This window comes from Micromonospora sp. NPDC002296 (assembly GCF_040296145.1).
In the GTDB taxonomy this organism is placed as follows: domain Bacteria; phylum Actinomycetota; class Actinomycetes; order Mycobacteriales; family Micromonosporaceae; genus Micromonospora.
In genome coordinates this window covers 31994-57277 of record NZ_JBEOWQ010000007.1, presented here as the reverse complement: position 1 = coordinate 57277, position 25284 = coordinate 31994, and the positions used below count along the sequence as shown (strand labels likewise).

General features: G+C 74.2%; 29 protein-coding genes. 11 read left to right on the top strand and 18 right to left on the bottom strand.

All coding sequences use genetic code 11. The annotated features are described in order from the left end of the window. Positions 1 to 30: 30 nt before the first annotated feature. The 3 genes from ABT023_RS08345 to ABT023_RS08335 all read right to left on the bottom strand — a co-directional run bounded on the left by ABT023_RS08345 (position 31) and on the right by ABT023_RS08335 (position 2292). A complete protein-coding gene (locus ABT023_RS08345; protein WP_350883064.1) occupies positions 31 to 1359 on the bottom strand; it encodes a cupin domain-containing protein in 1329 nt (442 codons plus the stop codon). A gap of 9 nt (positions 1360 to 1368) precedes the next feature. Continuing rightward, the gene (locus tag ABT023_RS08340; RefSeq protein WP_350883062.1) at positions 1369 to 1671 is read right to left on the bottom strand and encodes a hypothetical protein; all 303 of its coding nucleotides are present in this window, start codon (positions 1669 to 1671) and stop codon (positions 1369 to 1371) included. Positions 1672 to 1863: 192 nt separating this feature from the next. Beyond that, positions 1864 to 2292 (bottom strand): DUF2267 domain-containing protein, encoded by a 429-nt coding sequence (locus tag ABT023_RS08335; RefSeq protein WP_350883060.1) that lies wholly within the window; start codon positions 2290 to 2292, stop codon positions 1864 to 1866. A 476-nt stretch (positions 2293 to 2768) separates the two neighbouring features. Here ABT023_RS08335 and ABT023_RS08330 point away from each other — a divergent pair, with 476 nt between their 5' ends. The 4 genes from ABT023_RS08330 to ABT023_RS08315 are packed head-to-tail and all read left to right on the top strand — an operon-like array spanning position 2769 to position 6231. Beyond that, a complete protein-coding gene (locus ABT023_RS08330; RefSeq protein ID WP_350883058.1) occupies positions 2769 to 3683 on the top strand; it encodes an ABC transporter ATP-binding protein in 915 nt (304 codons plus the stop codon). Next, the gene (locus ABT023_RS08325) at positions 3676 to 4557 is read left to right on the top strand and encodes an ABC transporter permease (RefSeq protein ID WP_350883056.1); all 882 of its coding nucleotides are present in this window, start codon (positions 3676 to 3678) and stop codon (positions 4555 to 4557) included. The genes ABT023_RS08330 and ABT023_RS08325 overlap by 8 nt, the downstream gene beginning before the upstream one ends. Further along, on the top strand, positions 4554 to 5516 hold the full coding sequence (locus tag ABT023_RS08320) for an ABC transporter ATP-binding protein (RefSeq protein WP_350883054.1): 963 nt from the start codon (positions 4554 to 4556) through the stop codon (positions 5514 to 5516). The genes ABT023_RS08325 and ABT023_RS08320 overlap by 4 nt, the downstream gene beginning before the upstream one ends. A gap of 4 nt (positions 5517 to 5520) precedes the next feature. Then, positions 5521 to 6231, top strand: a complete 711-nt coding sequence (locus ABT023_RS08315; RefSeq protein WP_350883052.1) for an ABC transporter permease — start codon at positions 5521 to 5523, stop codon at positions 6229 to 6231. 87 nt (positions 6232 to 6318) lie between these two features. Here the strand turns inward: ABT023_RS08315 and ABT023_RS08310 are convergent, their stop codons facing one another. Beyond that, positions 6319 to 6900, bottom strand: a complete 582-nt coding sequence (locus tag ABT023_RS08310; protein WP_350883050.1) for a hypothetical protein — start codon at positions 6898 to 6900, stop codon at positions 6319 to 6321. A 147-nt stretch (positions 6901 to 7047) separates the two neighbouring features. Between ABT023_RS08310 and ABT023_RS08305 the strand changes: the two genes are divergently transcribed. After that, positions 7048 to 7302, top strand: coding sequence for a hypothetical protein (locus ABT023_RS08305; RefSeq protein ID WP_350883048.1), 255 nt, complete (start codon positions 7048 to 7050; stop codon positions 7300 to 7302). Between the two features lie 12 nt (positions 7303 to 7314). On the opposite strand, the gene ABT023_RS08300 is transcribed toward ABT023_RS08305, so the two are convergent. From ABT023_RS08300 to ABT023_RS08265, 8 genes are all read right to left on the bottom strand, one after another. Then, the gene (locus tag ABT023_RS08300) at positions 7315 to 8190 is read right to left on the bottom strand and encodes a DUF72 domain-containing protein (RefSeq protein WP_350883046.1); all 876 of its coding nucleotides are present in this window, start codon (positions 8188 to 8190) and stop codon (positions 7315 to 7317) included. Positions 8191 to 8244: 54 nt separating this feature from the next. Beyond that, positions 8245 to 8643, bottom strand: coding sequence for a TraR/DksA family transcriptional regulator (locus ABT023_RS08295; protein ID WP_350883044.1), 399 nt, complete (start codon positions 8641 to 8643; stop codon positions 8245 to 8247). 207 nt (positions 8644 to 8850) lie between these two features. Then, complete coding sequence (locus tag ABT023_RS08290; RefSeq protein WP_350883042.1) at positions 8851 to 9489, bottom strand: nucleoside/nucleotide kinase family protein; 639 nt, start codon at positions 9487 to 9489, stop codon at positions 8851 to 8853. Between the two features lie 45 nt (positions 9490 to 9534). Beyond that, complete coding sequence (locus ABT023_RS08285) at positions 9535 to 10140, bottom strand: winged helix-turn-helix domain-containing protein (RefSeq protein WP_350883040.1); 606 nt, start codon at positions 10138 to 10140, stop codon at positions 9535 to 9537. A gap of 342 nt (positions 10141 to 10482) precedes the next feature. Then, positions 10483 to 11166 carry a winged helix-turn-helix domain-containing protein gene (locus ABT023_RS08280; protein WP_350883038.1) on the bottom strand — a complete coding sequence of 228 codons (684 nt, stop codon included), beginning with the start codon at positions 11164 to 11166 and terminating at the stop codon, positions 10483 to 10485. 52 nt (positions 11167 to 11218) lie between these two features. After that, positions 11219 to 11710 carry a rhodanese-like domain-containing protein gene (locus tag ABT023_RS08275; protein ID WP_350883036.1) on the bottom strand — a complete coding sequence of 164 codons (492 nt, stop codon included), beginning with the start codon at positions 11708 to 11710 and terminating at the stop codon, positions 11219 to 11221. A 59-nt stretch (positions 11711 to 11769) separates the two neighbouring features. Continuing rightward, positions 11770 to 12231: a cysteine dioxygenase gene (locus ABT023_RS08270; RefSeq protein WP_350883034.1), complete on the bottom strand. Its 462-nt coding sequence runs from the start codon at positions 12229 to 12231 to the stop codon at positions 11770 to 11772. A 133-nt stretch (positions 12232 to 12364) separates the two neighbouring features. Continuing rightward, positions 12365 to 12745, bottom strand: coding sequence for a cupin domain-containing protein (locus ABT023_RS08265; protein ID WP_350883032.1), 381 nt, complete (start codon positions 12743 to 12745; stop codon positions 12365 to 12367). Positions 12746 to 12813: 68 nt separating this feature from the next. On the opposite strand from ABT023_RS08265, the gene ABT023_RS08260 reads away from it, so the two are divergent. Continuing rightward, positions 12814 to 13206 carry an ankyrin repeat domain-containing protein gene (locus ABT023_RS08260; RefSeq protein ID WP_350883030.1) on the top strand — a complete coding sequence of 131 codons (393 nt, stop codon included), beginning with the start codon at positions 12814 to 12816 and terminating at the stop codon, positions 13204 to 13206. 59 nt (positions 13207 to 13265) lie between these two features. Then, positions 13266 to 14189, top strand: a complete 924-nt coding sequence (locus tag ABT023_RS08255; protein ID WP_502890622.1) for a DUF3500 domain-containing protein — start codon at positions 13266 to 13268, stop codon at positions 14187 to 14189. 40 nt (positions 14190 to 14229) lie between these two features. Here the strand turns inward: ABT023_RS08255 and ABT023_RS08250 are convergent, their stop codons facing one another. From ABT023_RS08250 to ABT023_RS08225, 6 genes are all read right to left on the bottom strand, one after another. Continuing rightward, the gene (locus tag ABT023_RS08250) at positions 14230 to 14991 is read right to left on the bottom strand and encodes a methyltransferase domain-containing protein (protein WP_350883025.1); all 762 of its coding nucleotides are present in this window, start codon (positions 14989 to 14991) and stop codon (positions 14230 to 14232) included. 169 nt (positions 14992 to 15160) lie between these two features. Then, complete coding sequence (locus ABT023_RS08245) at positions 15161 to 15661, bottom strand: DUF2231 domain-containing protein (RefSeq protein WP_350883023.1); 501 nt, start codon at positions 15659 to 15661, stop codon at positions 15161 to 15163. A 160-nt stretch (positions 15662 to 15821) separates the two neighbouring features. Continuing rightward, complete coding sequence (locus ABT023_RS08240) at positions 15822 to 16562, bottom strand: GAF and ANTAR domain-containing protein (RefSeq protein WP_350883021.1); 741 nt, start codon at positions 16560 to 16562, stop codon at positions 15822 to 15824. 229 nt (positions 16563 to 16791) lie between these two features. Further along, positions 16792 to 19086: an accessory Sec system translocase SecA2 gene (gene secA2, locus ABT023_RS08235; protein ID WP_350883019.1), complete on the bottom strand. Its 2295-nt coding sequence runs from the start codon at positions 19084 to 19086 to the stop codon at positions 16792 to 16794. Positions 19087 to 19172: 86 nt separating this feature from the next. Then, a complete protein-coding gene (locus ABT023_RS08230; RefSeq protein ID WP_350883017.1) occupies positions 19173 to 20261 on the bottom strand; it encodes a zinc-binding dehydrogenase in 1089 nt (362 codons plus the stop codon). Then, positions 20254 to 21282 (bottom strand): Gfo/Idh/MocA family protein, encoded by a 1029-nt coding sequence (locus tag ABT023_RS08225; RefSeq protein ID WP_350883015.1) that lies wholly within the window; start codon positions 21280 to 21282, stop codon positions 20254 to 20256. Before ABT023_RS08225 ends, ABT023_RS08230 begins: the two co-directional genes overlap by 8 nt. A 197-nt stretch (positions 21283 to 21479) precedes the next feature. Between ABT023_RS08225 and ABT023_RS08220 the strand changes: the two genes are divergently transcribed. The 4 genes from ABT023_RS08220 to ABT023_RS08205 all read left to right on the top strand — a co-directional run bounded on the left by ABT023_RS08220 (position 21480) and on the right by ABT023_RS08205 (position 25179). Beyond that, a complete protein-coding gene (locus ABT023_RS08220; RefSeq protein WP_350883013.1) occupies positions 21480 to 22493 on the top strand; it encodes a glucosyl-3-phosphoglycerate synthase in 1014 nt (337 codons plus the stop codon). A 123-nt stretch (positions 22494 to 22616) separates the two neighbouring features. Beyond that, the gene (locus tag ABT023_RS08215) at positions 22617 to 23774 is read left to right on the top strand and encodes a glycosyltransferase (RefSeq protein ID WP_350883011.1); all 1158 of its coding nucleotides are present in this window, start codon (positions 22617 to 22619) and stop codon (positions 23772 to 23774) included. Positions 23775 to 23918: 144 nt separating this feature from the next. Further along, positions 23919 to 24371 carry a DUF4383 domain-containing protein gene (locus tag ABT023_RS08210; RefSeq protein ID WP_396673067.1) on the top strand — a complete coding sequence of 151 codons (453 nt, stop codon included), beginning with the start codon at positions 23919 to 23921 and terminating at the stop codon, positions 24369 to 24371. 76 nt (positions 24372 to 24447) lie between these two features. Continuing rightward, the gene (locus tag ABT023_RS08205) at positions 24448 to 25179 is read left to right on the top strand and encodes an ATP-binding protein (protein ID WP_350883007.1); all 732 of its coding nucleotides are present in this window, start codon (positions 24448 to 24450) and stop codon (positions 25177 to 25179) included. Positions 25180 to 25284 lie beyond the last annotated feature (105 nt).

The following is a 25284-nucleotide window of genomic DNA, read 5'->3' as shown; positions in this document are numbered from 1 at the left end:
CACGATCTTGTGCCCCGACCGGCCCGTCCCCTACCGGTCGGCGGGGATCGCGACCGCCTCCCGCAGGAGGCGGCGGGCGAGGACCACCCGGTCGGCGTCGTCGTCGAGGCCGGGCAGGTCACCGACCCGGGTCACCGTGCCGGTGAGCAGCGCCCGCAGCGCCGGTGCGCAGGTGTCGGGCAGGGTGAGCGTACGGTCGAACAGCCGCAGCGCGACCGTGTCGTCCCCGGCCGGTTCGAGCTGCCAGCGCAGCCCCGGGCGGACGGCGAGCCGGGTGTCGGCGTCGAGGGCGGCCAGCGCGGCGGCCTGGGCCAGGGGCCGGATCGGCGCGGGCCGGGCAGCCGGCCAGGCCCGCGCGCGCAGCCGGGCGGCGACGGTGGCCGGGTCGGCGCGCAGCAGCCAGTCCCGCAGCGCCTCGACGGTCTCGGTCAGCTCCGGCTCGATCGCGGACGGGTCGGTCACGTCGGTGCCGAACGGCAGCCCGGCGCGCAGCCGGGCGTCGGAGGCCGCGAGGGCGAGCAACTCCTCGACGATGGCGTACCGGGTCAGCGCGCGGATTCCGACGGTCAGGTGCAGGGAGCTGGACTCCTGGGCCTGGGCGCTGTGCAGCCAGCCGCGCGGCAGGTAGAGCGCGTCGCCCGGTTCGAGCACCACGTCGAGCGCGGCGGGGCCCTGGGCGGTGGCGGAGACCTCGTCGGCCCGGCCGCCCCAGGGCTGGCGCTCCAGCGGGTCGGGCAGCACCGGGGGGTGGATCCGCCAGTGCTTGCGCCCGTCGACCTGGAGGACGAAGACGTCGTGGGTGTCGTAGTGGGTGGCGAATCCCTGGCTGCCGGCCGGGGTCAGGTAGGCGTTGACCTGCAACGGCTGGGCGAGGGCGTCGCCGAGGTCGCGGGCGAAGTCGACCAGGGCGGGCCAGGTGCGGTGCAGCCCCTGGAGCACCAGGGTGGCGCCGGAGGCGTACAGCTCCAGCACCCGCTCGTCGAGGACCTGGTCGCCGATCTCGGCGCCCGCGCCGCCGCCGCCGGTGTACCGCGCCGCCGGCACGAGCTGGCCGTCCTTGGCGATCCGCAGGAACGGGGTACGCAGGCCGCGGCGGCTGAGCAGCTCGTCCGCGTCGGCGGGGCTGAGCAGGTCGGTGAAGCCGTCGGGGTTGGGCAGCTCGGCGGCGCGGGAGAGCAGCGGCGCCCGGCCCCAGTGGGCGGCGGCGAACTTGCCCGGCTCGACGGCGATGCAGCGGGCGAGCGCCGGTACGGCGGCGAACCTGCCCGGTTCGACGGCGGTGCAGCGGCCGAGCTCCCGGGTGGCGGCGGACGGAACCGCCGGGCGGTGGCGGCCGCCCGGCGGGTCGATGATCGTCACGACGTTCCGTCAGGCCGTGCCGTCGGCGCCGCCGTCGTGCTGACCCGGGGTCGCGCCGCCGTCGGCCGGACCCTCGGCGCTGCCGTCCGCGCCGCCGTCGTGCTGACCCGGAGTCGCGCCGCCGTCGGCCGGACCCTCGGCGCTGCCGTCCGCGCCACCGTCGTGCTGACCCGGAGTCGCGCCGCCGTCGGCCGGACCCTCAGCGCCGCCGTCCGCGCCACCGTCGTGCTGACCCGGAGTCGCACCGCCGTCGGCCGGACCCTCCAGGCCGCCGCCGCTGGTCGTCTGGATGTCGTCGTCGTTGAGTGCCATTCGGTGCTCCCTCGGAAGTGCCGCCCCGCCGTGTGGCGGGGTCCGTCGTACAGCGGGTGGTACCCCACGCACGATCTTCTCTAACCACACCGTAGACGGCAGAACCCGTCGGCACGGCCGGTTCGGCCGGCGGGGGCGTGAGCACGACGGGGCCGGTCGACCTGTCGGGTCGACCGGCCGGCGCGGGGAGGGTCAGGGGATCATGCGGCCCAGGTCCCGGGGCATGGCGGACCTGACGTCCTCCCACTCCCCCTGGGTCACGTGCCGGCGCAGGGTGTCCAGCACCACCTGGACCACCCGCTCCGGGCCGCCCTCCACGTCGTACGGGAAGCCCTGGCGGACCTCGTAGAGGAAGTCGTCGCGGTTCAGCTTGATCGGCACGTCCTCCGGCTGCCAGCCCTCGAAGTAGATCCCCCGTACCAGCACGGGCAGCTGCGCGGAGAACTCCACGCTCTCCGCCACCGGCAGCCGGTCGCGCAGCAGGTGCAGCACCGTGCGCAGCGCCGCGTACGACTGGTTGCGCTGTGCCTTCGGCCAGCCGTACGCCGCCTCGATGTCCTTGAGGATCAGGTTCGTCTTGTCCAGGGAACTCTCGAACGCGGAGATCAACTGCTCAGCCATCTGTCCACCCCCGTAGGTCGTCGTGCCACCGTCGGTCGTCGTCACGTCGCGGCGGCCCGGCCGGGCCCCGCCACTGCGAGGTAAGGCCCACCCGGCCCGGCCGTGCCCCGACTGGGCGGGGGCCACCGGGTGACCCGACCACGTGCAGCACACCGCCACGCCGCCGACCCGCCGTGTCCCGAACCGTCATGCTCCGCACCTCCGTACCTGTTGCGCCGTCGCGGCCGTCTCCCGCCGACCGGCCACCGACACGCCCATGCTGCGCCCGGCGAGGATGACCCCGCCTCACCCTCTTCGGGTGACTTCCCCGCAGACGTTCTCGGCACCGAGCCCCCGCCTGCGAGCTGCGCGCCGATTCGGGTGTGGACACGGCCGGCGCGGCCCCGGGACCTTAGGGGAGCCCGGCCAGAAAGATCAGGGGACCGCCGGGGGCTGGCCGCCACCCATGCGGGAGCCCGCTCCCTACGCTGTACGGCGTGACACTCATCGCGACCGAGTCGCTGACCAAGACGTACGGGGGTGGGGTCACGGCCTTGGCCGACCTGACCGTCGCGGTCGAGCCGGGGATCATCGGGCTGGTCGGTGCGAACGGCGCCGGCAAGTCGACCCTGATCAAGATCCTGCTCGGCCTCCTCGCCCCGACCAGCGGCCGGGCCCTGGTGCTCGGCCTCGACCCGAGCACCGACTCCGCCCAGGTCCGCGCCCGGGTCGGCTACATGCCCGAGCACGACGCCCTGCCACCGGACCTCTCCGCCGCGGAGCTGGTCACCCACCTCGGCCGGGTCAGCGGCCTGCCGCGTACGGTCGCCCGGGAGCGGGCCTCCGAGGCGCTGCGGCACGTCGGGCTCTACGAGGAGCGCTACCGCCCGGTCGGCGGCTACTCCACGGGCATGAAGCAGCGGGTCAAGCTCGCCCAGGCCCTCGTGCACGACCCCGACCTGCTGCTGCTCGACGAGCCGACCAACGGCCTCGACCCGGCCGGCCGGGACGCCATGCTGGCGCTGGTGCACCGCATCGGCACCGAGTTCGGCATCTCCGTGCTGGTCTGTTCGCACCTGCTGGGCGAGGTGGAACGGATCTGCGACACCCTCGTCGCCATCGACGGCGGGCGGCTGCTGCGCGCCGACCGCATCTCCGCCATGACCTCCGCCACCGACGTGCTCGCCGTCGAGGTCAGCGAGGGCACGGAGGAGTTGGCCGCGCGGCTGGCCGCGCTCGACCTGCCGGTCCGCCGGGACGGCCGGCTGCTGCTCGTCGAGCTCGTCGACGACGCCACCTACGACCTGATCCTCGGCGCGGTCGCCGAGCTGGACCTGCCGCTGCACCGGCTGGACCAGCGCCGGCACCGGGTGGCCGAGCTCTTCGCCACGAGGGAGCCCAGCCATGCCTGAGCCGACCGGCGTCATCCACGACATCGGCTACCAGCGCTACACCGGCCCCCGGCTGGGCCGCCGGCACGTCTTCGGCGCGCTCTACCTGCACGGCCTGCGGACGGCGTTCGGGCTGGGCCGCAGCGCGAAGGCCAAGATCTTCCCCTGGCTGGTGGTCGGCATCGTCACCGTGGTGGCCGCCGGGCTCGCCGCGGTGCGCAGCCAGGTCGGCGAGGTGGTGATGACGTACGCCCAGTTCGCCGACAAAATGAGCTGGCTGGTCATCTTCTTCGTCGCGGTGGTCGCGCCCGAGCTGGTCTCCCGCGACCTGCGCAGCGGGGTGCTGCCGCTCTACTTCTCCCGGCCGCTGCCCCGGTCGGACTACCCGCTGGCCAAGCTGCTGGCGCTGGCGACCGCGCTCTGGTTGCTGCTCGGCGGGCCGCAGCTGGTGATGTTCCTGGGCGCCGCCTTCACCGGCGGTGAAGGCATGCGCGGGGTCTGGAACGAGCTGCTCGACCTGCTGCCGGGCCTGCTCTACGCCGGGCTGTGGGCCGTGGTCTTCGCCTCCGTCGGGCTGCTGGTCGCCTCCTGCACCGGCAAGCGGGCGTTCGCCGCCGGCGGGATCGTGGCCGTGTTCCTGATGACCACGCCGATCGTCGGCACCCTGTCGATCATGCCGTCCCAGGCTGTCAACGAGCTGGCCTTCCTCGCCTCGCCGTCGACGCTGGTGGGCGGCGTGGGCGCCTGGGCGCTCGGTGACCTGCTGGTGCCCGAGGGCCAGGACGGAGTGCCGATCGGCGACTTCGGTCCCGTCTACGCGGTCGCCGCCGTGCTGCTCGTGGCCGGCTGCGTCACCCTGCTGCTGCTGCGATACCGGAAGGTGGCCGCCCGATGACCACGATCAGCGCCGACCAGGCGGCGGCGACACCGACCGCCACCACCACCAGCACCCTCGACCTCGCCGGCGTGTCCCGCTGGTACGGCAACGTGGTGGCGGTCAACGACGTCAGCATGAGCCTCGGTCCGGGGGTCACCGGGCTGCTCGGCCCGAACGGCGCGGGCAAGACCACCCTGCTGCACATGATGGCGGGCTTTCTGGCCCCGTCGCGCGGCGCGGTGAGCCTGGACGGCCGGCCCACCTGGCGCAACCCCGACGTCTACCGCCAGCTCGGCCTGGTCAGCGAGCGGGAGGCGGTGCACACCTTCCTCACCGCGTACGAGTTCGTGCTGGCCAGCGCGAAGCTGCACCGGCTGCCGGACCCGGCGGAGGCGACCCGCCGGGCGATCGCCCTGGTGGAGATGGAGGGCGCGCAGGACCGCCGGATCGGCACGTACTCCAAGGGCATGCGGCAGCGCGCCCGGGTGGCCGCCGCGCTGGTGCACGAGCCGCAGGTGCTGCTGCTCGACGAGCCGTTCAACGGGATGGATCCGCGCCAGCGGCTGCACATGATGCAGCTGCTGCACCGCCTCGGCGATGCCGGCCGCACCATCCTGTTCAGCTCGCACATCCTGGAGGAGGTCGAGCAGGTCTCCGGCACCGTCCAGGTGATGGTCGCCGGCCGACTGGCCGCCTCCGGCGACTTCCGCACCATCCGCCGGCTGATGACCAACCGGCCGCACGTCTTCACCGTGCACAGCACCGACGACCGGGCGCTCGCCGTGGCGCTGATCGCCGAGCCGTCGGTGACGGGTGTCGAGCTGGACCGCGCCGGGTTGTCCGTGCGCGCCGGCGACTACGGCGCGTTCACCCGCGTCCTGCCGAAGATCGCTCTGGCGGAGGGCATCCGGGTGCGACAACTGGTGCCTCAGGACGAGTCCCTGGAGAGCGTCTTCTCCTACCTGGTGGAGGCCTGAACCCATGTCTACCGTTTCCTGGATCACCGTACGGGGGCTGTTCGGCCGTCGCCGGTTCCTCCTGCTGCTGCCGCTGCCCGTGGTGCTCGTAGTGCTGGCGGTGCTGTCCCGGTCGCTCGGGGTGGACCCGGGCGAGTGGGGCCCGCCGGTGCTGGTCGGCCTCGGCCTGGCCGTGGTGCTGCCGGTGGTCGCCCTGATCGTCGGCACCGGCGTGCTGGGGGCCGAGATCGACGACGGCACCATCGTGCACATCCTGACCAAACCGCTCCCGCGCTGGCAGATCGTGCTGCCCAAGCTGGCGGTGGCCGCCGGCGTCACCGCCGTCACCGTCGCCGTGCCGCTCTTCGTGGCGGGCGTGCTGGCCGACTCCGTACGCCTCGGCCTGGCGCTCGCCGCCGCGTCGGCCGTCGGGACACTGGCGTACTCGGCGCTGTTCCTGGCGCTCAGCCTGCTCACCCGCCGGCCGGTGCTGCTCGGCCTGGTCTACGTGCTGATCTGGGAGGGGCTGCTCGGCGGCGTCGTCGGCGGCACCAAGGTGCTCTCCATCCAGCAGTACGTGATCGCCCTCGCCGACCGGATCGCCCCCACCGGGCTGTTGCAGGGTGACGTCTCGGTGCCGGTCGCGGCGGTGATGAGCGCGCTGATCAGCATCGGCTTCACCGTGCTCGCGATCGACCGGCTTCGCTCGTTCAGCGTGGCCGGCGAGACGAGCTGACCTCGCACCCGACGATCGTCCGGGCGGCCCGGCCCGAGAGGGTGGGGCCGCCCGGATCGCTGTCAGCTCTTCGTGGACGCCCGACGATCAGGGGCAGCCGCGACGGTTGCGCGGGCGAGAACCGGGGTGGGGGCGGCGGGCGAAGGTTGCGGTGGTGAGGTCGAGCAGGCGACGGAGCCGGTACGACAGCACCAGCCCTTGGTTGAGGGAGAGCATCAGCTCACCGGGCTCGGCCCCGCGCACAGCAAGCACGAGCATCGGCTCCGCCCCGGACACGAGCGCCTGCGCCAACGCCACGTCGGCGCGGGCCTCCCCGACGAAGGGACCGACGGGCGACTCGGGCGACCGCGGGGTCAGCGGGAGACGCGCCGAGCGGTGCCGTCGCCGGGCGGTGCAGCCGTCCCGGTCGCACCAGCGGGGATGGGCCCCGCCGGGCGGATCGGCCAACCCGCCGGTCGGGTACCGGTAGACGTACCCGCAGGGTCGGCCCAGTTCGGGGACGCGCGGCACCGGATGGGCGGACCACCCGGCGGCCCCGATCGTCGCGACGAACGCGGCCACGTGCTCGGCGCACGCGTACGCGGCGGCGTCGAGGCTGTCTCCCCCGTACACCTCGATCCGGACGGTAGCCGGTTCCCCGCACCCGGGCAGCGGCGGCAGAACACTCACAGGACGACCTCCCGAGGACGACAGGCGGCCAGACTCGAAGGCCGCAGGCCAAGTCATACTCCCCGATTAGGCGAATCTAATCAAGGTTAGTTGGCCTAGATATCGCCAGGCCAGTTGGCCCAAGATCCACCGTGGGACGATTGCGATGTGGCGGACGACCTCGCGACGGCGGCTCAGGCCTACCAGCAGGCCCAGGCGACTATGTCCAGTGCGCAGGCCGAGGCGGAGCGGATGGTGACCGAGGCGCGCGGCGAGATCGTCGCAGCGCGGTCCCGGCTGGCGGAGGCCATCGTCGAGGCGGCCCGCAGCGGCATGCGCCAAGTCGACATCGTCCGGGCCACCGGCTACACCCGTGAACGGGTCAGGCAGATCCTCCGCGCCGGCGGCGTCGAGGCGGGCTGAGCGCACCCGCCGTCAGGTGCCGGCGTCCAAGAGGGACTGGAGGCGCTGGCCGTTGCGCTGGGCGTAATCCTGGTAGCAGTTGTTCATGAGCGCGTGCGTCTCGCCCGCCTGGTCGGCCAGCTTCCGCAGCCTGGGCGCCCACTCCTTCAGCTCCCGGTCGGAGTAGTCGTAGCCGAACTTCTCGTGGATGTCCTTGCTGGTCCACTTGTCGCTGTGGCCGTGGAAGCGGACCACCGCCAGGTCGGCGGTGGCCTCCAGCACGGGCGGCACCGACGAGCGGTGCCCCTGCGGCATGTCCACGCAGACGTACGCCAGGGCGTGCTCGCGCAGGAAGCCCAGCGTCTCGTCGCGGTTGGCCCCGTCGAACCAGGACTCGTGCCGGAACTCGAACACGGGTCGCAGCGGCGCGCACCGGCGGGCCACCTCCAGCAGGTACTGCTTGTTGTCCCGCTTGATGGTGAACCAGGGCGGGAACTGGAACAGCAGCGCGCCCAGCCGGCCCGCCTCGACCAGCGGGTCGAGGGCGGACAAGAACCGGGTCCACACCTCCTCGTACGACTGCGCGGGAAGGTCGCCGGGGTAGACGTTGCGCTTGTCGGTGTCCGGCCGCAGGTCCTTGTAGAGCGCGGACACCCGGGTCGGGTGGCCGGTGAGCAGGCTGAACGCCTTGACGTTGAAGGTGAACCCGTCCGGTGTGCGCTCTGCCCACAATCGGGCGGTGCGCTCGGCCGGCGGCGAGTAGTAGGTGGCGTCGACCTCGACCAGCGGGAACTTCTTCGCGTAGTACGCGAGCCGCTTCTCCGGGGTGTCCGCCGTCTGCGGGTACCACCCGGAGTCGAGCAGGGTCCGGTCGGTCCAGGACGCGGTGCCCACCTTGATCTCACCCACGGTCGGGGTTCACCGCGTCCAACCACACCCGACCGGCGTCCGGCGGCCGCACGCTCAGGCGGCCCGCCGCTCCCGGGTCTGCTTGCACCCCACGCAGGAGGTGGCCGACGGGTAGATCTCCAGCCGCTCCACGGGGATCGGCACCGTGCAGCCCTCGCAGAACCCGTACGTGCCCTCGTCGAGCCGGGTCAGGGCGTGCTCGAACTGGGCCCGGCGGTCGAGGATGGTGCGCAGCAGCGACTGCGCGGTGTCCCGCTCGGCCGTCTTGGTGCCGCTGTCGGCCTGGTCGTCGCCGGCGGTGTCACCGACCTCCACCAGCCGCAGCACCTGGCTCTGGAGCATCGCCTGCTCGTACTCCGCGGAGAGCTCGTCGTAGCGTGCCCGCAGGGACGCCCGGATCTGATCGGCGTCCGCCTGCGAACGAGCGGTGGCTACCGTGTCGTGGACGAGCATCACTGCCTGCCTTTCGTGTGGCCTGGTGCTCCGGGAGGATGTCCCGAACCCCGATTGCATCCGCGCGAGCGAGATCACCCGCGCCCTGTGAGCCGGGCGATTACCCCGTCCACAGGGCCCTGAAACCGGCGGATTTCCCCGGCCCTGGGCGGGCGTCCCGGCCCCCCGCACCGGCGTGGCTCCGACCACCGTGTCCGGTTCCCGCCGTCAGCCGGGGACCACCGGCTCCACCAGGGCGGGACGGCGGGGGTCGTCGACGCGGACCACGACGTCGGCGAGGCCGGCCGGGGCGACCTCCTCGGCGTACCGGGCGAAGGCCGGCAGGGTCCAGCGCAGCGCGGGGTCGGTGCGCCGGGCCAGCGCGGCCGGGGAGATCTCCAGGTGCACGGCGAGGTCGACGGGCAGCCCGCCGCCGAGCAGCAGCGCGCCGCTGAGCAGCACGATCCCGTCGGGCGGCAGCGTGACGTACCCGGCCCGGCTGGCCCGGTCGGCGTGGGCGTCCCAGAGCGAGGGCAGCATCCGCCCGGAGCCGCCCGGCCCGGCCGGGTCGAGGACCTCCCGGCGCAGCCCCGGCTCGTCGACCCAGCTCTCGTAGTACGCGTCGGGGTTGGTTCGGCCGAACTCCAGCCGGACCGACGCCGGCCGCAGGAAGTCCTCGGCCCGGACGTGCAGCACCGGCCGGCCGAGCGCGCGCAGCGGGGCGATCAGCGCGGCGGCCAACGCGTCGGGGGCCGCCGCCTGGGCGCCGTCCACGGCGACCCGGAGCCGTCCGGGCGCTACGGCGGCGACGAGCCGTTCGGTCAGCTCGGTGACGAGCCGCTCGGGGGAGATGGGTCGTACCCGCATCCGACCATGGTGCCCGGTCACGTGACGCGCGGCCGGGCGGGCGGGTCAGGCGCTGCGGTCGATGGTGACCCGGGCGTCGTCGGCGAGCCGGTAGCCGACGCCGTAGACCGTGGTGACCAGCGGCACGTCGACCCCGACCTTGCCGCGCAGCCGGCGCACGTGCACGTCGACGGTGCGTACCCCGGCGTGCTCGTAGCCCCAGACCGCGTTGAGCAGTTGCAGCCGGGTGAACACGCGGCGCGGGTGGGCGACCAGGTGCAGCAGGAGGTCGAACTCCAGCCGGGTCAGGGGCAGCGGCTCGCCGTCGCGCAGCACCGACCGGGACGACGCCAGGATGTGCAGCGCCGGCACGATCGAGGCCAGCGGGCGGGACGGCGACCGCCCGCCGGGTGCCTGGTCCGGCCGGCGCTCCGGCGCGGGGCCGGTGGAGACGACGGCCTCGCCCAGTTCGAGCATCTCCCGGGCCGCGTCGAGCAGCTGGCGGGCCGCCGGGGTCAGCGTCTCCTCGGCCGCCAGCGGGATGTGCAGGGTCACGGTGAGCATGGGCGTCGTGGTGTTCGCGGGGCGGCGCTGACCGCCGGGGGGACGACCGGGGACCGCAGGCTGGGACGTATGCCATCCGGCGCGCGACGAGGCGGGGCTGACCGACATGGTCCTCCTTGGCTGGTCCGGGTGTATCCCACGGCCCGGGACGCCGCTGCATCGATGCTTCCCGGCGCCCGGGTGCGGGTCAAGGGGCGGCTGCGTTGCATGGATGTGACAATTGACGAACACATCGGAGCCGAATGCTCGCTCTGCGTACGAGGTTTGATGATTACAGCAGAGTCATCACGATGACGGGATACGGGGGTACCCGCCGGGTCCGCATTGCCGTTCCGGCGGCGGGGACGCCCGGCAGCACGTCGTCGACGTCCGGCACGCGGACGCGGCGCACCCCCGTGGCGGGGCACGCCGCGTACGCCGTGGCGGGACAGCGGGGGGCGGCGGGGCGGCTCAGCGGTGGGGGTCGACGCTGACCCGGGCCTCGTCGGCGAGCCGGTATCCGACGCCGTAGACCGTGGTGAGCAGGGGCGTGGCGTCGCCGAGCTTGGCGCGCAGCCGGCGCACGTGCACGTCCACGGTGCGCGCCACGGCGTGCTCGTAGCCCCAGACGCTGCTGAGCAGCTGGAGGCGGGTGAAGACCCGGCGGGGGTGCGCGGCCAGGAAGTGCAGCAGGTCGAACTCGATGCGGGTCAGCGGGATCACCCGCGAGCCCTGCCGCACCACCCGGGACGCGGCCAGGATCCGGACCTCGTCCGGGTGCTCCGGCAGCGAGGGGACGGCGTAGGGTCGCGCCCCGGTCGACACGCCGTCCGGTGCCGGCCAGGCCTCCGCGGGACGACCGCGCTCCGCCGGGGCCCCCGGCTCCACCACCATCCGACGGTGTTCCGACGGGCCGGGCAGCAGGGTGCCCTCCCCCGACTCGGCCAGCTCCCGCAGCAGCTCGACGAGCCGGGCGAGGCGGGGCGTCAACTGCCCGGGGGTGAGCTCGACGGTGACGGTCAGCGTCGGCGCGGACCGGGGGTGGGTCGGCGGGACCCGGTCGGCGCGCCCCGTCGGGCGATCGGATCGGCCCTGCGGGGCCCGGTCGGGGCGCCCCGACGAATGGGGGCGCGGGGAGATGGCGACGACGGACATGATGCCTCCTGGGATGGCGATGCCGTCCGCCGCGCCCGGTGGGGCGCGGCGGTCAGAAGTGCGCTCGGCCGGCGGTAACCGGCGACGCGACGGACGGGGAACGGAGCGGGGGCGTGGGGCCGAGGGTGGGCAGACCGGCGATCCGCCAGGCGGCGAAGCCGCCGATCACGTCGGTGGCGCGGTGCAGCCCGATGTCCTGGAGCGCGGCGGCGGCGAGCGAGGAGGTGTAGCCCTCCTGGCAGAGGACCACCACCGGCAGGTCGTAGCCGACGGCCTGGGGCAGTCGCGCCGGACAGCGCGGGTCGAAGCGCCACTCCAGCACGTTGCGCTCGATCGTGAGGGAGCCGGGAACCGTGCCGTGCGCGGCGCGCTGCCCGGCCGGCCGGATGTCGACCAGCAGCGCGCCGCCGCGGTAGGCCACGTGGGCCTGCTCCGGGTCGAGCCGGCGCAGGCGGGACCGGGCCTCGGCGAGGATCTCGTCGATGCCCCGGGAGCCGGGGGGCGGCACGGGGGCGGGACAGTCCTGAGCGTGGTCGTGCGACATTTCTCGGTCCTTCCAGGGACGGCGGGCGGTGGTCCGCCCGATCGGGGTCAATCGGGATCTCACCAGGCGACGCCGGCCTCGGCGACCTCCGCCACCCGCAGCCGCCCGTCGACGAGGTGGTAGCGGGTCATCCGGGTCAGCGCGGGGCGGTAGACGTGCACGCTGACCGCCGGCTGGTCGCCGCGGTTGGTCACCACGTGCACGTGCCGGGCGCCGAACCGTCGGCCGGATCCGGCCGCGAGGCGGTGGGGGCGCAGCCGGCCGCCGCTGACCGTCTCCTCGGTGAGGACACCGTCGACGACCAGGAACGCCCCGGAGGACCCGCCGTGGTCGTGCAGGTCGGTGCCCTGGCCGGGCAGCCAGCTCAGCGCCCACACCTCGTGGTCCGCGGCCACGGCGAGCCGGGCGTACCACCGCTCGTCGGGGTCGAAGTGCAGCGGGACCGGCCAGCCGGCCGGGTCGGCGGCGTACCGGGCGGCGACGGCGAGCAGGTCGGGCTCGGGGCGGCGACTGGTGACCATGGCGGAACCTCACGGGGAATCGGTGACGCGTGCCCCGACAGCATAGGATGCAAACCCTATAGGTTTAGTAGGTAATACCGCATGCTGGGACGGCGGTGTCGCGCTGCGTCCGGCGGGGACCGCACTGCGCCGCTCAGTGGCGGACCGGCGGCTCCACCCGGTAACCCGGTAGCGAGGGCCAGCGCACCGTCAGCAGCACCGACTCGCGCTCGGCGTACCAGGAGTGATCCACGCCCCGGCCCCACACCACGTAGTCGCCCGGCTCGGCCAGCAGCACCGTGCGGTCCGGCAGTTCGACCCGGAACCGGCCGCCGCTGACCAGCACCAGCAGCGCGGTACGCCGCTCGTCGGTGGCCCATCGGGACCGCGCCTCCCCCGGCTGGTGCACGCCCCACTTCACCTCGACGTCGGCGCTGTGCCGGGGGTCGCCCGGCGGCATGAAGTGGCCGAGCAGCCAGCCGCCCTCGGCCGGGCCGTCCACGCCCGCGTTTCCCACGTACACCCTGTTGTCCATCGCCCCTCCCCACGCCGGCTCGGCAAGCTATCAGGCCGCCCGCCGCCCCCGCCCACTAACCTGGACGGATGAGCGACGACCTGGACGCGGAGACCCTCGCCTTCGCCCACCGCATGTTCGACCTCGCCCGGGACGGGGCCACCGAGGAGCTGAGCGGGAACGTCGACGCCGGACTGCCGGTCAACCTGACCAACGACAAGGGCGACACGCTGCTGATCCTGGCCGCGTACCACAACCACCCCGACACCGTGGCGGCCCTGCTGGCCCGCGGCGCCGACCATGCCCGGGTCAACGACCGGGGCCAGACCGCGCTGGCCGCCGCGGTGTTCCGGAAGAACCCCGACACGGTCCGCGCGCTGCTGGCCGCCGGCGCCGATCCTGAGCACGGCGGCCCGTCCGCGCTGGACACCGCACGCTTCTTCGACCTGCCGGAGATGCTCGACCTGCTCACCGCCCGCTGACCCCGGGACGGTCCCGGGCGGGGTATACAGGGTCGGTGGAAGATCCCGTACCCGAACAGATGCGCACGGCCGGCGTCGCGCTGCTCGGCGCGCTCGACGAGGCGGGGCGGGCCCGCGCCGCGCACCCCTTCGACGACGCCGCCCGGCGACAGCTGGAGTACCGGCCCCGGCCGCGCCCGGGGGTCTGCCTGGCCGACCTGGACCGCGCCGGCCGCAAGGCCGCACACCGGTTGCTGGCCACCGGGCTCAGCCCGGCGGCGTACGCGCAGGCGATGGCCGTCGTCGCGCTGGAGGAGGTGCTGGACCGGGCCGAGGGCTGGCGGCGCGGGCGGCACAGCGGCGACTACTGGGTGGCGGTCTTCGGCGATCCGGCCCGCGACGACCGGTGGGCGTGGCGGTTCGAGGGGCACCACCTGTCGGTGAGCATGACCGTGGTCGACGACCAGGTCTCCTCCGCCCCGGTGTTCCTGGGCGCGAACCCGGCCACCGTCCGGCACGCCGGGCATCCGGTCTCCCGGCCCCTCGGCGTCGAGGAGGACCTGGCCCGCGCCCTGCTCGACGCGATCGGTCCGGCCGGGCGGGCGGCCGCGATCGTCGCCGACGAGGCGCCCGCCGACATCATCAGCGCCACCCGGCCGGACGCACCGGGGTCGATCACGCCGGTCGGGGTGCCGGCCGACCGGCTCGGCCCCACCGGCCGGGCCATGCTCGACCAACTCGTCGCCGTGTACCTCGACCGGCTGCCGCCGGAACTCGCCGTCCGGGAGGCCGGCCGGCTCGCCGGCGGCCCGCTGCACTTCGCCTGGGCCGGCCCGACCCGGCCGGGCCAGCGCCACTACTACCGGCTGCAGGGCGACGACCTGCTGATCGAGTACGACAACACGAGCGACGACGGCAACCACGCGCACACCGTGCTGCGCCGCCCGGCGAGCGATTTCGGCGCGGACGTGCTCGCCGCGCACCACGCGGAGGCACACCGCTGACCGGATGACCGGGCCCGGCCCGCCCGGACGGGCGGGGGCGTCAGGCGGGCCGGACCGCCTCGATCAGGAACCGCCGGGCGTGGGCGACGAACGGGCCCTCGCGCTCGATCCGGTCGTGCAGGCGGGCGAGCTGCGGGCGGTACCGCGCGACGGTGAACCCTGGCACCGTCCAGACCACCTTGCGCAGGAAGTAGGTCACTGCGGCGATGTCGTAGAACACCGTTCGCAGGGTCGCCTCGCGCAGGTCCACGACCGTCAGCCCGGCCGCCTCCGCGGCGGCCACGGCCTGCTCGGGCAACTGACGCACGGTCGGGGGCAGGGGGCCGAGCAGGGCCTCGCTCAACTCCCGTACCGTGCCGCCACGGATCTGCTGGGACAGGAACGTCCCGCCCCGCCGCAGCACCCGGGCGACCTCGTCCCAGCGGGTGCACACCGGGTGCCGGCTGACCACCAGGTCCAGCGTGGCGTCCCGCACCGGCAGGTCGCCGCCCTCGGCGACCCACAGGACCGTCGCACCGAGCGGGCGCAGCGTGCGTCGGGCCACCTCGACGTTGGGCGGCCACGCCTCGGTGGCCAGCAGCACCCGGGGTGGGTGGGGCACCTCGGCGAGCACCTCGCCGCCGCCGGTGTCGACGTCCAGCGCCGCACCGACCCGCGCCATCCGGTCGGCGACCAGCCGGGCGTAGCCCCAGGGCGGTCGTTCCTCGCAGGCGCGGTCGTTCAGCCAGGAGAAGTCCCAGCCCCGCACGGGCACGGCCGCGCCCTCGGCCAGCAGTTGCTCGAAGGTCCCTCGCCCGCTCATCCGGCCAGCCTGGCCGCCCGCCGGCCGGTGGAGCAACCCAATTCGCCCCGGCCGGCGGCGCCCCGGCCGCGCCACCCCAAATGCGGCACCCGACGGCGGCGACGGCCACAGGCGGCATCCGACGGCGGCGACAGCTGCGGCGGCGGCCACAGGCGGCACCCGACGGGGATCAGGCGCGGGGGCGGACGATCTCCACGGTCGGGCCGGCCACTCCGCCCAGCGCGTCGAGGGTGTCCGCCTCGGCGCGGGATGACTCGAACTGGCGCATCAGGCGGGCTCCGAGCCACACGCCGACCCCGCCCACGCCGAGCGCGACCAGTTCGGCGGCGAGCATCGCGCCGGTCGCGCCGCGCTGCGGCGAGTGCGACCGGATCAGGCAGGTCAGCAGGAACAACGCGGCCATCGTGACGTTGACCAGGTTGAACGTGATCTTGGTGCGGTGCGTCCGGCCGCCGGTGGCGTCCCACAGGTCGACCATGCCGGCCACGGTGGACAGCCCGGCGGCGACCAGCGCGGCGACCGACGTCCAGTAGCCGACCTCCCCGAGGAACGCCGGGCCCCCGGCCACGTCGGCCAGGTCGAAGACCGTGGCGCTGACGAACAGTCCGAACGGGAACGTCACCAGCATCGGTTGGATCGGGTGCCCGTGCACTCGCAGCCGGCTCTCCATCGTGGTCTCCCCTGGTCGTCTCAGCTCACCGTCGTCTCAGCTCATCGGTCTCAGGTTGCTACCCCCGGACGGCGGGAGGGAAACGACGGGCCGACCGGGGCGGGACGCACATCGGACACCGCGGGGCCTGCTGACCGCCGTCGAGGGGACCGGTGGTGGGTCAGTTCTCCCGGGGGCGGGAGACCGTGGTCACAAGGCGCTCGGCGACCTCCCGCACCGGAATGCCCAGCGACAGCGCCGCGCTGCGCAGCACCTGGAGCGCCTCCGGGGCGGGGCAGCCCCGCTGGGTCATGATCACTCCGGTCGCCTGCCCGACCACCCCGTCGGCGAGTTGCGCGGCGTCCAGTGCGTCGGCCTGGGCGGCCCGCCGCTCCCGGTCCCGCACCGCCGCGAGGAGCAGCCCGGCGTGCTCGGCAAGCAGCATCGCGGTGAGCTGGTGCCGGGTGGTCAGCACCGCCGACGCCGAGGCGTACAGGTTGATCGCGCCGATGACCTGCTCGTCGACGTCGACGGGAGCGGAGATCACCCCGCGCACGCCGAGGTCGCGGGCCTGGGCCGTCCAGGCCGGCCAGCGGGACTCCCGGGCCAGGTCGTCGGAGAGGATCATCTCGCGGCGGTGGATGGCGCTCATCGCCGGCGAGTCGGGGCCGGGGCGCAGGTCGTCCAGGCCGGCCAGGGCCGGGTCGGAGGCGGCCACCCCCGCCGGCTCCCCGGCCCGCAGGGCGGTGAAGCCACACCAGGTGACCCCGGCGACAGCGCCGCGGGCGATCCGGACCAGACGGGTCAGCGCCTCGTCGAAATCGGTCACGACGATGAGACCGGCGGTCAGCTCCCGCAGCAGCGCCGCGGTCTCCAGGACGCTCAGGGTCTCGGTGTCGGGTGCCTGCGTCTCCAGGTTCACCGGGCCCTCGCCCCCGTAGCGGGGCCGGCCGGTGACCGGCGCCGCGCGCCGATCTTCGGCTGTGTCATCGTCTGCTCTCTCCCGATTAGTCCGGCCCGGGCTACTACCCTCGCCGACCCGGGTCGAAACGGCCGAAAAGCGGCCCACTTTCCTGGCTGAAGCCGGAGTGGAGGCCGGATCACCGCAGCCGGGACGGCTCCCCCGAGCGGGGGGAGCCGTCCCGCGGCGGTCAGCGCGGGGCGGAGCTGAGCCGCCGGCCCACCGAGGCGATGAGCCGGTCCAGCTCCGAGCCGAACGGGTTGTCGTGGACGAGGTACGTCCAGGTGGCGCTGGGGCGGACCAGGGTCGACTCGTCCGGCTCCCAGTCGTCGTCGAAATCGGTCTCGGTGAAGGTGTCGATGGTGCGGGTCTCGATCTCCGGGACCAGCGTGTTGAACGCCGGCACCGCCGCCCGGTGGAACTCGTCGAGCGGGTCGAGCCGGCCCAGGGCGCGCAGGTGTACGCCCTCGCGCACCTCCGACAGCTCGGCCAGGTGCTCGGCCCACAGCCGGTCGAGGTGGTAGAGGGCGATCGACCGGGCCACCCGGGCGAGCAGGTCCTCGTCCATCTCCTCGGCCTTCTCCGGCACCCGCTCCAGCAGCATCAGCGCGGCGATGTCACTGGTCAGCAGGCGCTCCCGCCGCTCGGCGAGGGCCTTACGCTGCTGCTCGATGACCACGCTGTAGCGCCAGGTGTTGCGGTGGATCTCGTGGTTGACGCCCTCGGCGACCCGCTGGGCGTGCTCCACCGCGTAGTCGACCTGCGGGTCGGTGACCAGGCCGTCGGCGTTCATCCGGGGCGAGGCCGGCACGGCGTCGCCGGCGTGCCGGACCACCAGGTCGTCCTCAAGGCTGACGCAGAAGACCGAGCCGCCCGGGTCGCCCTGCCGGCCGGCCCGGCCGCGCAGCTGGTCGTCGACGCGGCGGCTGTCGTGCCGGCCGCCGCCGATCACGTAGAGGCCGCCCAGCTCGGCCACCCGGTCCCGGTCGGCCTGGTCGCTGCCGCCGAGCCGGATGTCGACGCCCCGGCCGGCCATCTGGGTGGAGACGGTGACCGCGCCGTACGCGCCGGCCTCGGCGATGATCGCCGCCTCCTCGTCGTCGTTCTTGGCGTTGAGCACCACGCAGGGCACCCCGGCGGCGTTCAGCCCGGCGGCGAGCTGCTCGGACTCCTTGACGTCGAGGGTGCCGACCAGCACCGGCCGGCCCTTGTCGTGGCAGCGCTTGATCTCGTCGACCAGCGCCTCCTCCTTCTCGGCCCGGGTGGCGTAGATGCGGTCCGGCTCGTCCTCGCGGATGCAGGGGGTGTTCGGCGGGATCACCGCCACCTCCAGGCCGAAGAACTCACGCAGCTGGTCGCCGACCAGCACCGCCGTGGCGGTCATGCCGCACAGCTTCGGGTAGAGCGCGATGTACGCCTGCACGGCGATGGTGCCCAGCACCTCGCCCTCGGCGGTGGCGTCCAGGCCTTCCTTCGCCTCGACCGCCGCCTGGAGGCCGTCGGGCCAGCGGCGGCGCTGCGCCACCCGGCCGCGCATCTCGTCGATCAGCTCCACCGAGCCGTCCCGGACGATGTAGTCGACGTCGCGGTGCAGCAGGGCGTGTGCGTGCAGCGCCACGTTGACCGCGGAGAGCTGCCCGACGTGCTCGGAGTCGTACAGGTCGATGCCGCCCAGCTTGGCCTCGACGGCGGCCAGGCCGTCGGAGGTGAAGGCGACGCTGCGGCCGTCCTCGGCCACCGTGTAGTGCCTGCCCTTGCGCAGTCCGCGGATCAACGCCGCGGCGGTGTGCACCGGGTCCTGTTCTCCGCCGACCGCGCCCGCGAGGACCATCGGCACCCGGGCCTCGTCGATCAGGATCGAGTCGGCCTCGTCGACGATGGCCGTGGCCAGCGGCGGCTGGACCCGGTCGTCGAGGTCGGTGACGAGCTGGTCGCGCAGGTAGTCGAAGCCGGCCTCGCTGACCGAGACGTAGGTGACGTCGCAGCCGTACGCGTCGCGCCGCTCCTGCGGGGTGGACGCCTCGTTGACCCAGCCGACGGTCAGCCCGAGCAGGGCGTAGACCGGCTCCATCCACTGCGCATCGCGGCGGGCCAGGTAGTCGTTGACGGTGAGCACGTGCACCGGGCCGTTGCCGAGCCGGACGTGCCCGTACGCTGCGATCGTGGCGGTGAGGGTCTTGCCCTCACCGGTGGCCATCTCGGCGACCTTGCCGGAGAGCAGGGCCATCGCGCCGAGCAGCTGCACGTCGTACGGCCGCTGGTCGAGCCCCCGCCGGGCGGCCTCCCGGCCGATGGCGCAGATCTCCTCGTACCCGGTGGCGACGCCGGCGGACTCGGTGAGATCGGCGTCGGCCAGCGCCGACAGCTCCTCCTCGCGGGCCTCGATGGCCGGCAGCAGCTTCTCCAGCGGGCCCAGATCGACCGTGGTGCCGGGCCGCTGGAGGAACCGCCGGAACCTGCTCTTGAACCGTTGCGACACACCCATGAGCCGCAACGGTACGCGACCCGGGCCGGCTTTCGTGGCCCGGCCGGGCCACGGCGGGGTCAGGCGCCCGCCGCGGCCCGCCACGATCAGCCGGCCAGCACCACCTGAAGCTCCTGGCGGCGGCGCTCGGCCAGGTCGGTGAGCAGCGAAGGGGCCTGCTCGAACGGCACCACCGCCGACACCAGGTGCTTGCGGATCGCGTCGCCGTACGACCGCAGCAGCTCGATCGTCTCGGCCGAGAGCCGCTCCCGGTCCCAGGTCGGGGTCAGCCCACGCGGCACCCGCCCGATCTGGGCGCACCGCAGCGACAGCCCGTTGTGGTGGAACTCCTCGCCGAACCGGACGGCGTCGGCGCCGGCCTGGTAGAAGGCCAGGTCGATCACGGTGCCCTGGGGGCGCAGCAGGCGCAACGCGAGCTGCAACGCCCACGCCTGGCCCCGGCACTGGAAGACCACGTCGGCGCCCCGGTCCCCGGCGGCGTGGTTCCACCGGGTCTTGAGCACCACCGCCGGGTCGTCGGCGTCCGGGTCGAGGGTCTCCAGGCCGAGCGCCTCGGCGACCGCCCGGCGCTGCGGGGTCGGGTCGAGCACGACCACCGACGCCGCGCCGTGCCGCTTGGCGAACAGGGCGGTGAGCAGGGCCACCACGCCGCTGCCGACCACCGCGACCCGGCGTCCGCGCACCCCGTCGCCGAGCGACCGGACGTCGGTGCCGCAGAGGTCGGCGGCGGCGTGCAGCACCCCGTTGGCGCAGATCGGGCCCATGTGCGCGACGTACACGCCGAGCAGCGGGTCGAGGTCGTCGGGCAACGGGACGAACCGCTCGGCGACCGGGTCGGCGACGTACCCGGTGCGGTGGCCGTAGGTCATCGCACCGACGGTGCCCACGGCGACCGCCGGGGTGCGGCTCTCCACCACCCGCCCCACCTGCATGTAGCCCAGCCGGTCGACCGGGTACGGGGTGCTGGCCTCCCCGGGCTGGAACAGCCCGAGGCCGGCGTTCCAGGTGACGTTGAGGTACGGGTTGGTGCCCTTGACGAAGCTCAGCTCGGTGCCGGCGGACACCCCGCTGTACAGCGTCTCCACCCGGAACGTGCCGTCGCGCAGCTCGCCGGCGTCCTGCTCGACCAGCTCGACCCTTCCGGGGCCACTGACCACCACCACGCGGTCACGCATCGCTGCCCACCCCCGCCGGGGCCGCCACGGTGGCCGTCCGGGGCGTCGCGGCCGGGCCGGTGGGCAGCGCCACCGGTCGGCCGGTGGCCGCCGACTCGGCGACCGCGAGGGCCAGTCGCTGGGTGCCGAGCGCCTCGGCGTACGGGACCCGGACGTCGTCGCCGACGCCGCGCACCGCGTCGACGAAGGCCCGGTCGACGGCGGTCCGCGCGCCGTCGGGGTCGGCGGGCAGGTGCCGCTCGCCGTCGGCGTCGCGGATCGTCAGGCCGTCCTCGGCCAGCGACAGGGCCAGCCCGTCGGCGAGGATCTCCAGCCCGGCGCGGTGCTTCCAGCCGAGCACGCAGGCGGCGGCGAGGGTGCCCACCGCCCCGTCGGCGAAGCGCAGGGCGGCCGTGGTCACCGAGTCGATGTCGGCCCCGTCGACCGGCGGCGGGGTACCGTCGCCGTACGCGGTGACCTCGGTGACCTCGCCGACCAGCGCGCGCATCAGGTCCAGCACGTGTGCGGCCTGCTCGACCACCGGGCCGCCGGAGCGGTCCCGACGGGCCCACCAGTCCACCGGCGGCACCTTGTCCAGCCAGGCCCCGCTGACCATCCGCACCGGCCGGCCGGCGAGCAGCTCGCGGGCCTCGTCCACCACGTGCAGGTACCGCCAGTGGTGGCCGACCCCGGTGAGCAGCCCCCGCCGGGCCACCAGGTCGGCGATCCGCTCGGCGGTGTCCAGGTCCACCGAGACGGGTTTCTCCACGAACATCGGCACCCCGGCGGCGACGATCGCCTCCTCCACCGGGCCGTGCGCGAACGGCGGCACGCAGACGTACACCGCGTCCGGGCCGGCCGCGAGCAGCTCGTCCACGTCGGCGAACGTCGCGGCGCCGTGCGCGTCGGCCAACTCGGCCGCCGCGCTGCGCGTCACATCGGTCACGCCGAGAATCTCCACGTCCTCGAAGCCGCCCAACACCCGGGCGTGGCGCTGCGCCACCCCCCCGGCCCCGACCAGTCCCACCCGGCACACCCGCATCGACAAACCCTCTCACCACGGTTTCACGTATTCGTGTAGTGCACTCCCCCCGTGGCGGCGCAACCAAACGTTCACCGCTGTGAACGGCCCGGTGCGCGGCCCGTGATCAAGCCGTTAGGGATGATTCGGTTAGCGCGTGGATGGTTCTGGGAAAACACCACATTGCGTTTTCCGCAGCGATCTTGGGGGGTGTGTCTGTGCGGGATACTGAATCGAGCGTCTCACCGGTGGTGGAGGCGTGGGCGACATACCGGACCACCTCGGCGACCGAGTGGACGGCGCGGCGTCTGATGCGCGCCAAGGGCGACAGCCGGGTCAGCGTGGTGCTGCCGGCACACAACGAGGAGACGACGGTCGGCGCGATCGTGTCGACCATCCGGGAGCACCTGATGGACCGGGTGGCCCTGGTCGATGAGGTGATCGTGGTCGACTCCCGGTCGACCGACCGGACCGCGCAGGTGGCCCGGGCGGCCGGCGCGGAGGTGGTCGGCCAGGACGAGATGACCCGGGGCCTGCCCCGGCTGACCGGCAAGGGCGACGCGCTTTGGGCGGGCCTGGCCGCCGCCGAGGGGGACGTGGTCGCGTTCATCGACGCCGACCTGCGCGAGTTCCGCCCGCACTTCGTCACGGGCCTGCTCGGCCCGCTGCTGACCGACCCGTCGGTGGAGTTCGTCAAGGGCTTCTACCATCGGCCGCTGGTCGGCGCGACCAGCGTGGAGGCCGACGGCGGGGGGCGGGTCACCGAGCTGATGGCCCGACCGCTGCTCAACCTGTTCTGGCCGGAGCTGGCCGGCTTCGTCCAGCCCCTCGCCGGCGAGTACGCCGGCCGGCGCGACGTGCTGGAACGGGTGCCGTTCGTCTCCGGGTACGGGGTCGAGACGGCGATGCTGATCGACCTGCTGGGCCTCGTCGGGTTGGACGCGCTGGCCCAGGTGGACCTGGGCGAGCGCAAGCACCGCCACCAGGACACGGCGGCACTGGGCCGGATGTCGGCACAGATCATGCTGACCGCGTGGTCCCGGTTGCAGCAACGTGGCTGGGCCAGCCCGGACACCGCGCCGGTGGCCCTGCTCACCCAGTTCCGCCGGGGCGGTTCCGACGCGCTGCCCAACCTGGAGCGGGAGATCGTGGTCAGCGACGTCTCGGTCGAGGAGCGGCCACCGTTGGCGGAGCTGCGCCACCGGCTGCCGCGCCGACGGGTGGCGGCGTGAGGGTGCGTGCTCGGGATGGCCGTGCCCCTCGGGGTGGCTGGGCGTGACCACGCCCGCCGCGGGGCACGTAGGTGACACACAGCGGTCGGCCGACGGGGGCCCCGCCGAGGGAAGGAACCCAGCATGAGCCTGACCGTCCTGATGAACGCCGGGCCGTGGCTGTCCGTGCCGCCGCCCGGCTACGGGGGCATCGAGAACGTCATCGCCACCCTGGTGCCGGAGCTGCGCAGGCTCGGCGTGCGGGTGGTCCTCGCCTCCGTCGACAGCAGCACCCTGCCGGTGGACGAGAAGATCTCCGTCTTCCCCGACGGCCAGTTCGACGCCCTCCAGCGGCCGTACAACCAGGTGTGCGGCATCGCCCAGGCACACCTGGGCGGAGTGGCGCGGGCGCTGCACACCCGCGACGACATCGACCTGGTCCACGATCACGTGGAGGCGGTCGGCCTGGCCACCCTCGCCGCGATGGGCCCGGACGCCCCGCCGGCGCTGCACACCCTGCACTGGGACCTGGCCAAGCACCCGGCCCTCTACGGCAACCTCGACGGCGGCGACCGGGTCCGGGTCAACGGGGTGTCCGCCTCGCAGCTCGCCCGCGCCCCCCGGGCGCTGCGCGACCACTCCGTCGGCCATGTGCACCTGTCCACCCCGCTCGCGGTCGACGCGGACCGGCGCCCCCGGCCGGACAAGGGCGACTACCTGATCATCCTGGGCCGGATCAACCCCGGCAAGGGCCAGGACGTGGGTGCCCGGCTCGCCCAGCGCGTCGGCGTGCCGCTGGTGCTCGCCGGCCCGGTCGGGCCGTACCACCGGCCGGAGGACCTGGCCGCGGCCGGCGACGAGGCCCGGCAGAACCCGGACGTGCGGTTCTTCTACGACGAGGTGGCCCCGCACGTCGACGGCGACCTGGTCCGCTGGGTCGGCACCGTCGCCGGACAGGAGCGCGACGACCTGCTGGCCGGCGCCCGCGCCTCGCTGTTCCCGCTGCGCTGGGAGGAGCCCGGCGGCACGGCGGTGGTCGAGTCGCTGGCCCTGGGCACCCCGGTGGTGGCGACCAGCCGCGGCTGCCTGCCGGAGCTGATCGAGCACGGCCGCACCGGCCTGCTCACCACCGACGAGGAGGAGCTGGCCGACCTGGTGCTGGCCGCGGGCGCGCTGGACGCCGACGAGTGCCGGCGGGAGGCCGCGACGCGGTTCACCCCGGCGGTCATGGCGCAGCGCTACATCGGGCTGTACGAGCAGGTCCGCCGGGGTGCCGCCGCACGCCGCCTGCAACCCGCCTGACCTCGCTGGCAGGGCCCCTGCCGGGTACCCGGCAGGGGCCCTGCGCATCCCCGGGTGTTCGGCGGCCGGTTTGCGGACGACAGCAGCGGGAACGCGCGCCGCGAGACTTCCCTACCCGGTGAGGAGATCGCGGTGACCGGTCCGATGGCCCACTCGCGGGCCCGACGCAACCCTGCTGACGGCCGCGCCCTCGTGCGTCGTGTCGCAGCCACCGTCGGCGTGGTTTTCCTGGTGATCGGGGTGCTCGGATTCATCCCCGGGGTCACCACGTACTACAGCGACCTGCGTTTCGCCGGGCACGACTCGGAGGCGAAGCTGTTCGGGCTGTTCCAGGTGTCGGTCCTGCACAACATCGTGCACCTGCTGTTCGGGGTCGCGGGCCTGGCGCTGGCACGCACGGTCTCCGGAGCGCGCACGTTCCTCGTCGGCGGCGGGGCCATCTACCTCGTGCTGTGGCTGTACGGCCTGGTGGTCGACCACTCCAGCGGGGCCAACTTCATCCCCGTCAACGGTGCCGACAACTGGCTGCACCTGTTCCTCGGCGTCGGGATGATCGCGCTGGGCGTGCTCACCACCCGCCGCCCGAGTCGCCACTGACGGGCCGGCCCCGTTTCGCCCCGTCCCGTGCCGGGTATCTGCGGATCACCCCCAGACACGGAAGCGAGGACCGCGCATGTCGAGCCGGATCACCTGCGAGGTCCGCGACGAGTCGCCGGTGACCGTCGTACGGCTCAGCGGCGCGCTCGACCTGGGCACCATGCGCCCGGTGCACCACGTCATGGAACGGTGCCTCGCCGACCAGCCCGACGCGCTGGTCGTCGACCTCGGCTCCGTCGACGTGCGCGACCGGTTGGCGCTGTCGGTGTTCGCCGCCGCCGCCCGGCGGGCCGCCGACTGGCCGGCCGTGCCGTTCGTGCTCTGTGCCGCGCCGCCCGACGCGGCGAGCTGGCTGGCTGAGTCGACCGCGGGCCGGGTGGTGCCGGTGCGGCGGGACTGCGCCGAGGCCACCCGGACGGCGGGGGCCGCCGCCGCGCCCCGGCTGCGCGCCCGGCTGGAGCCGGTCGCGGGGGCCTGCCGGCGGGCCCGGGAACTGGTCACCGACGCCTGCGGGCGGTGGAACCTGCCGGAGCTGGTCGGCCCCGCCTCGGTGGTGCTCAGCGAGCTGGTCGGCAACGTCGTGCGGCACGCCGGCACCCCGATGCAGGTGACGCTCACGCTGCGCCGGTCGTACCTGCAGGTCGCCGTGGCCGACGGCAGCAGCGGGGCGATCCGCCCAGGCCCGGGCAACGACCTGCGCGCCGAGGGCGGCCGGGGGCTGCTGCTGGTCCGCGAGCTGGCCCAGCGGTGGGGCAGCTCGCCGGTCGGGGACGGCAAGGTCGTCTGGGCGTTGCTGCCCGCCACCTGAGCCGCTCACCCCGAATTGACCGAATTTACCGCTCTCACCTGGTTACATGATGAGTGGGCCGGGTAGGCACGCCCGTCCTTTTCTGTCGTGACGACGGGGTGAGGA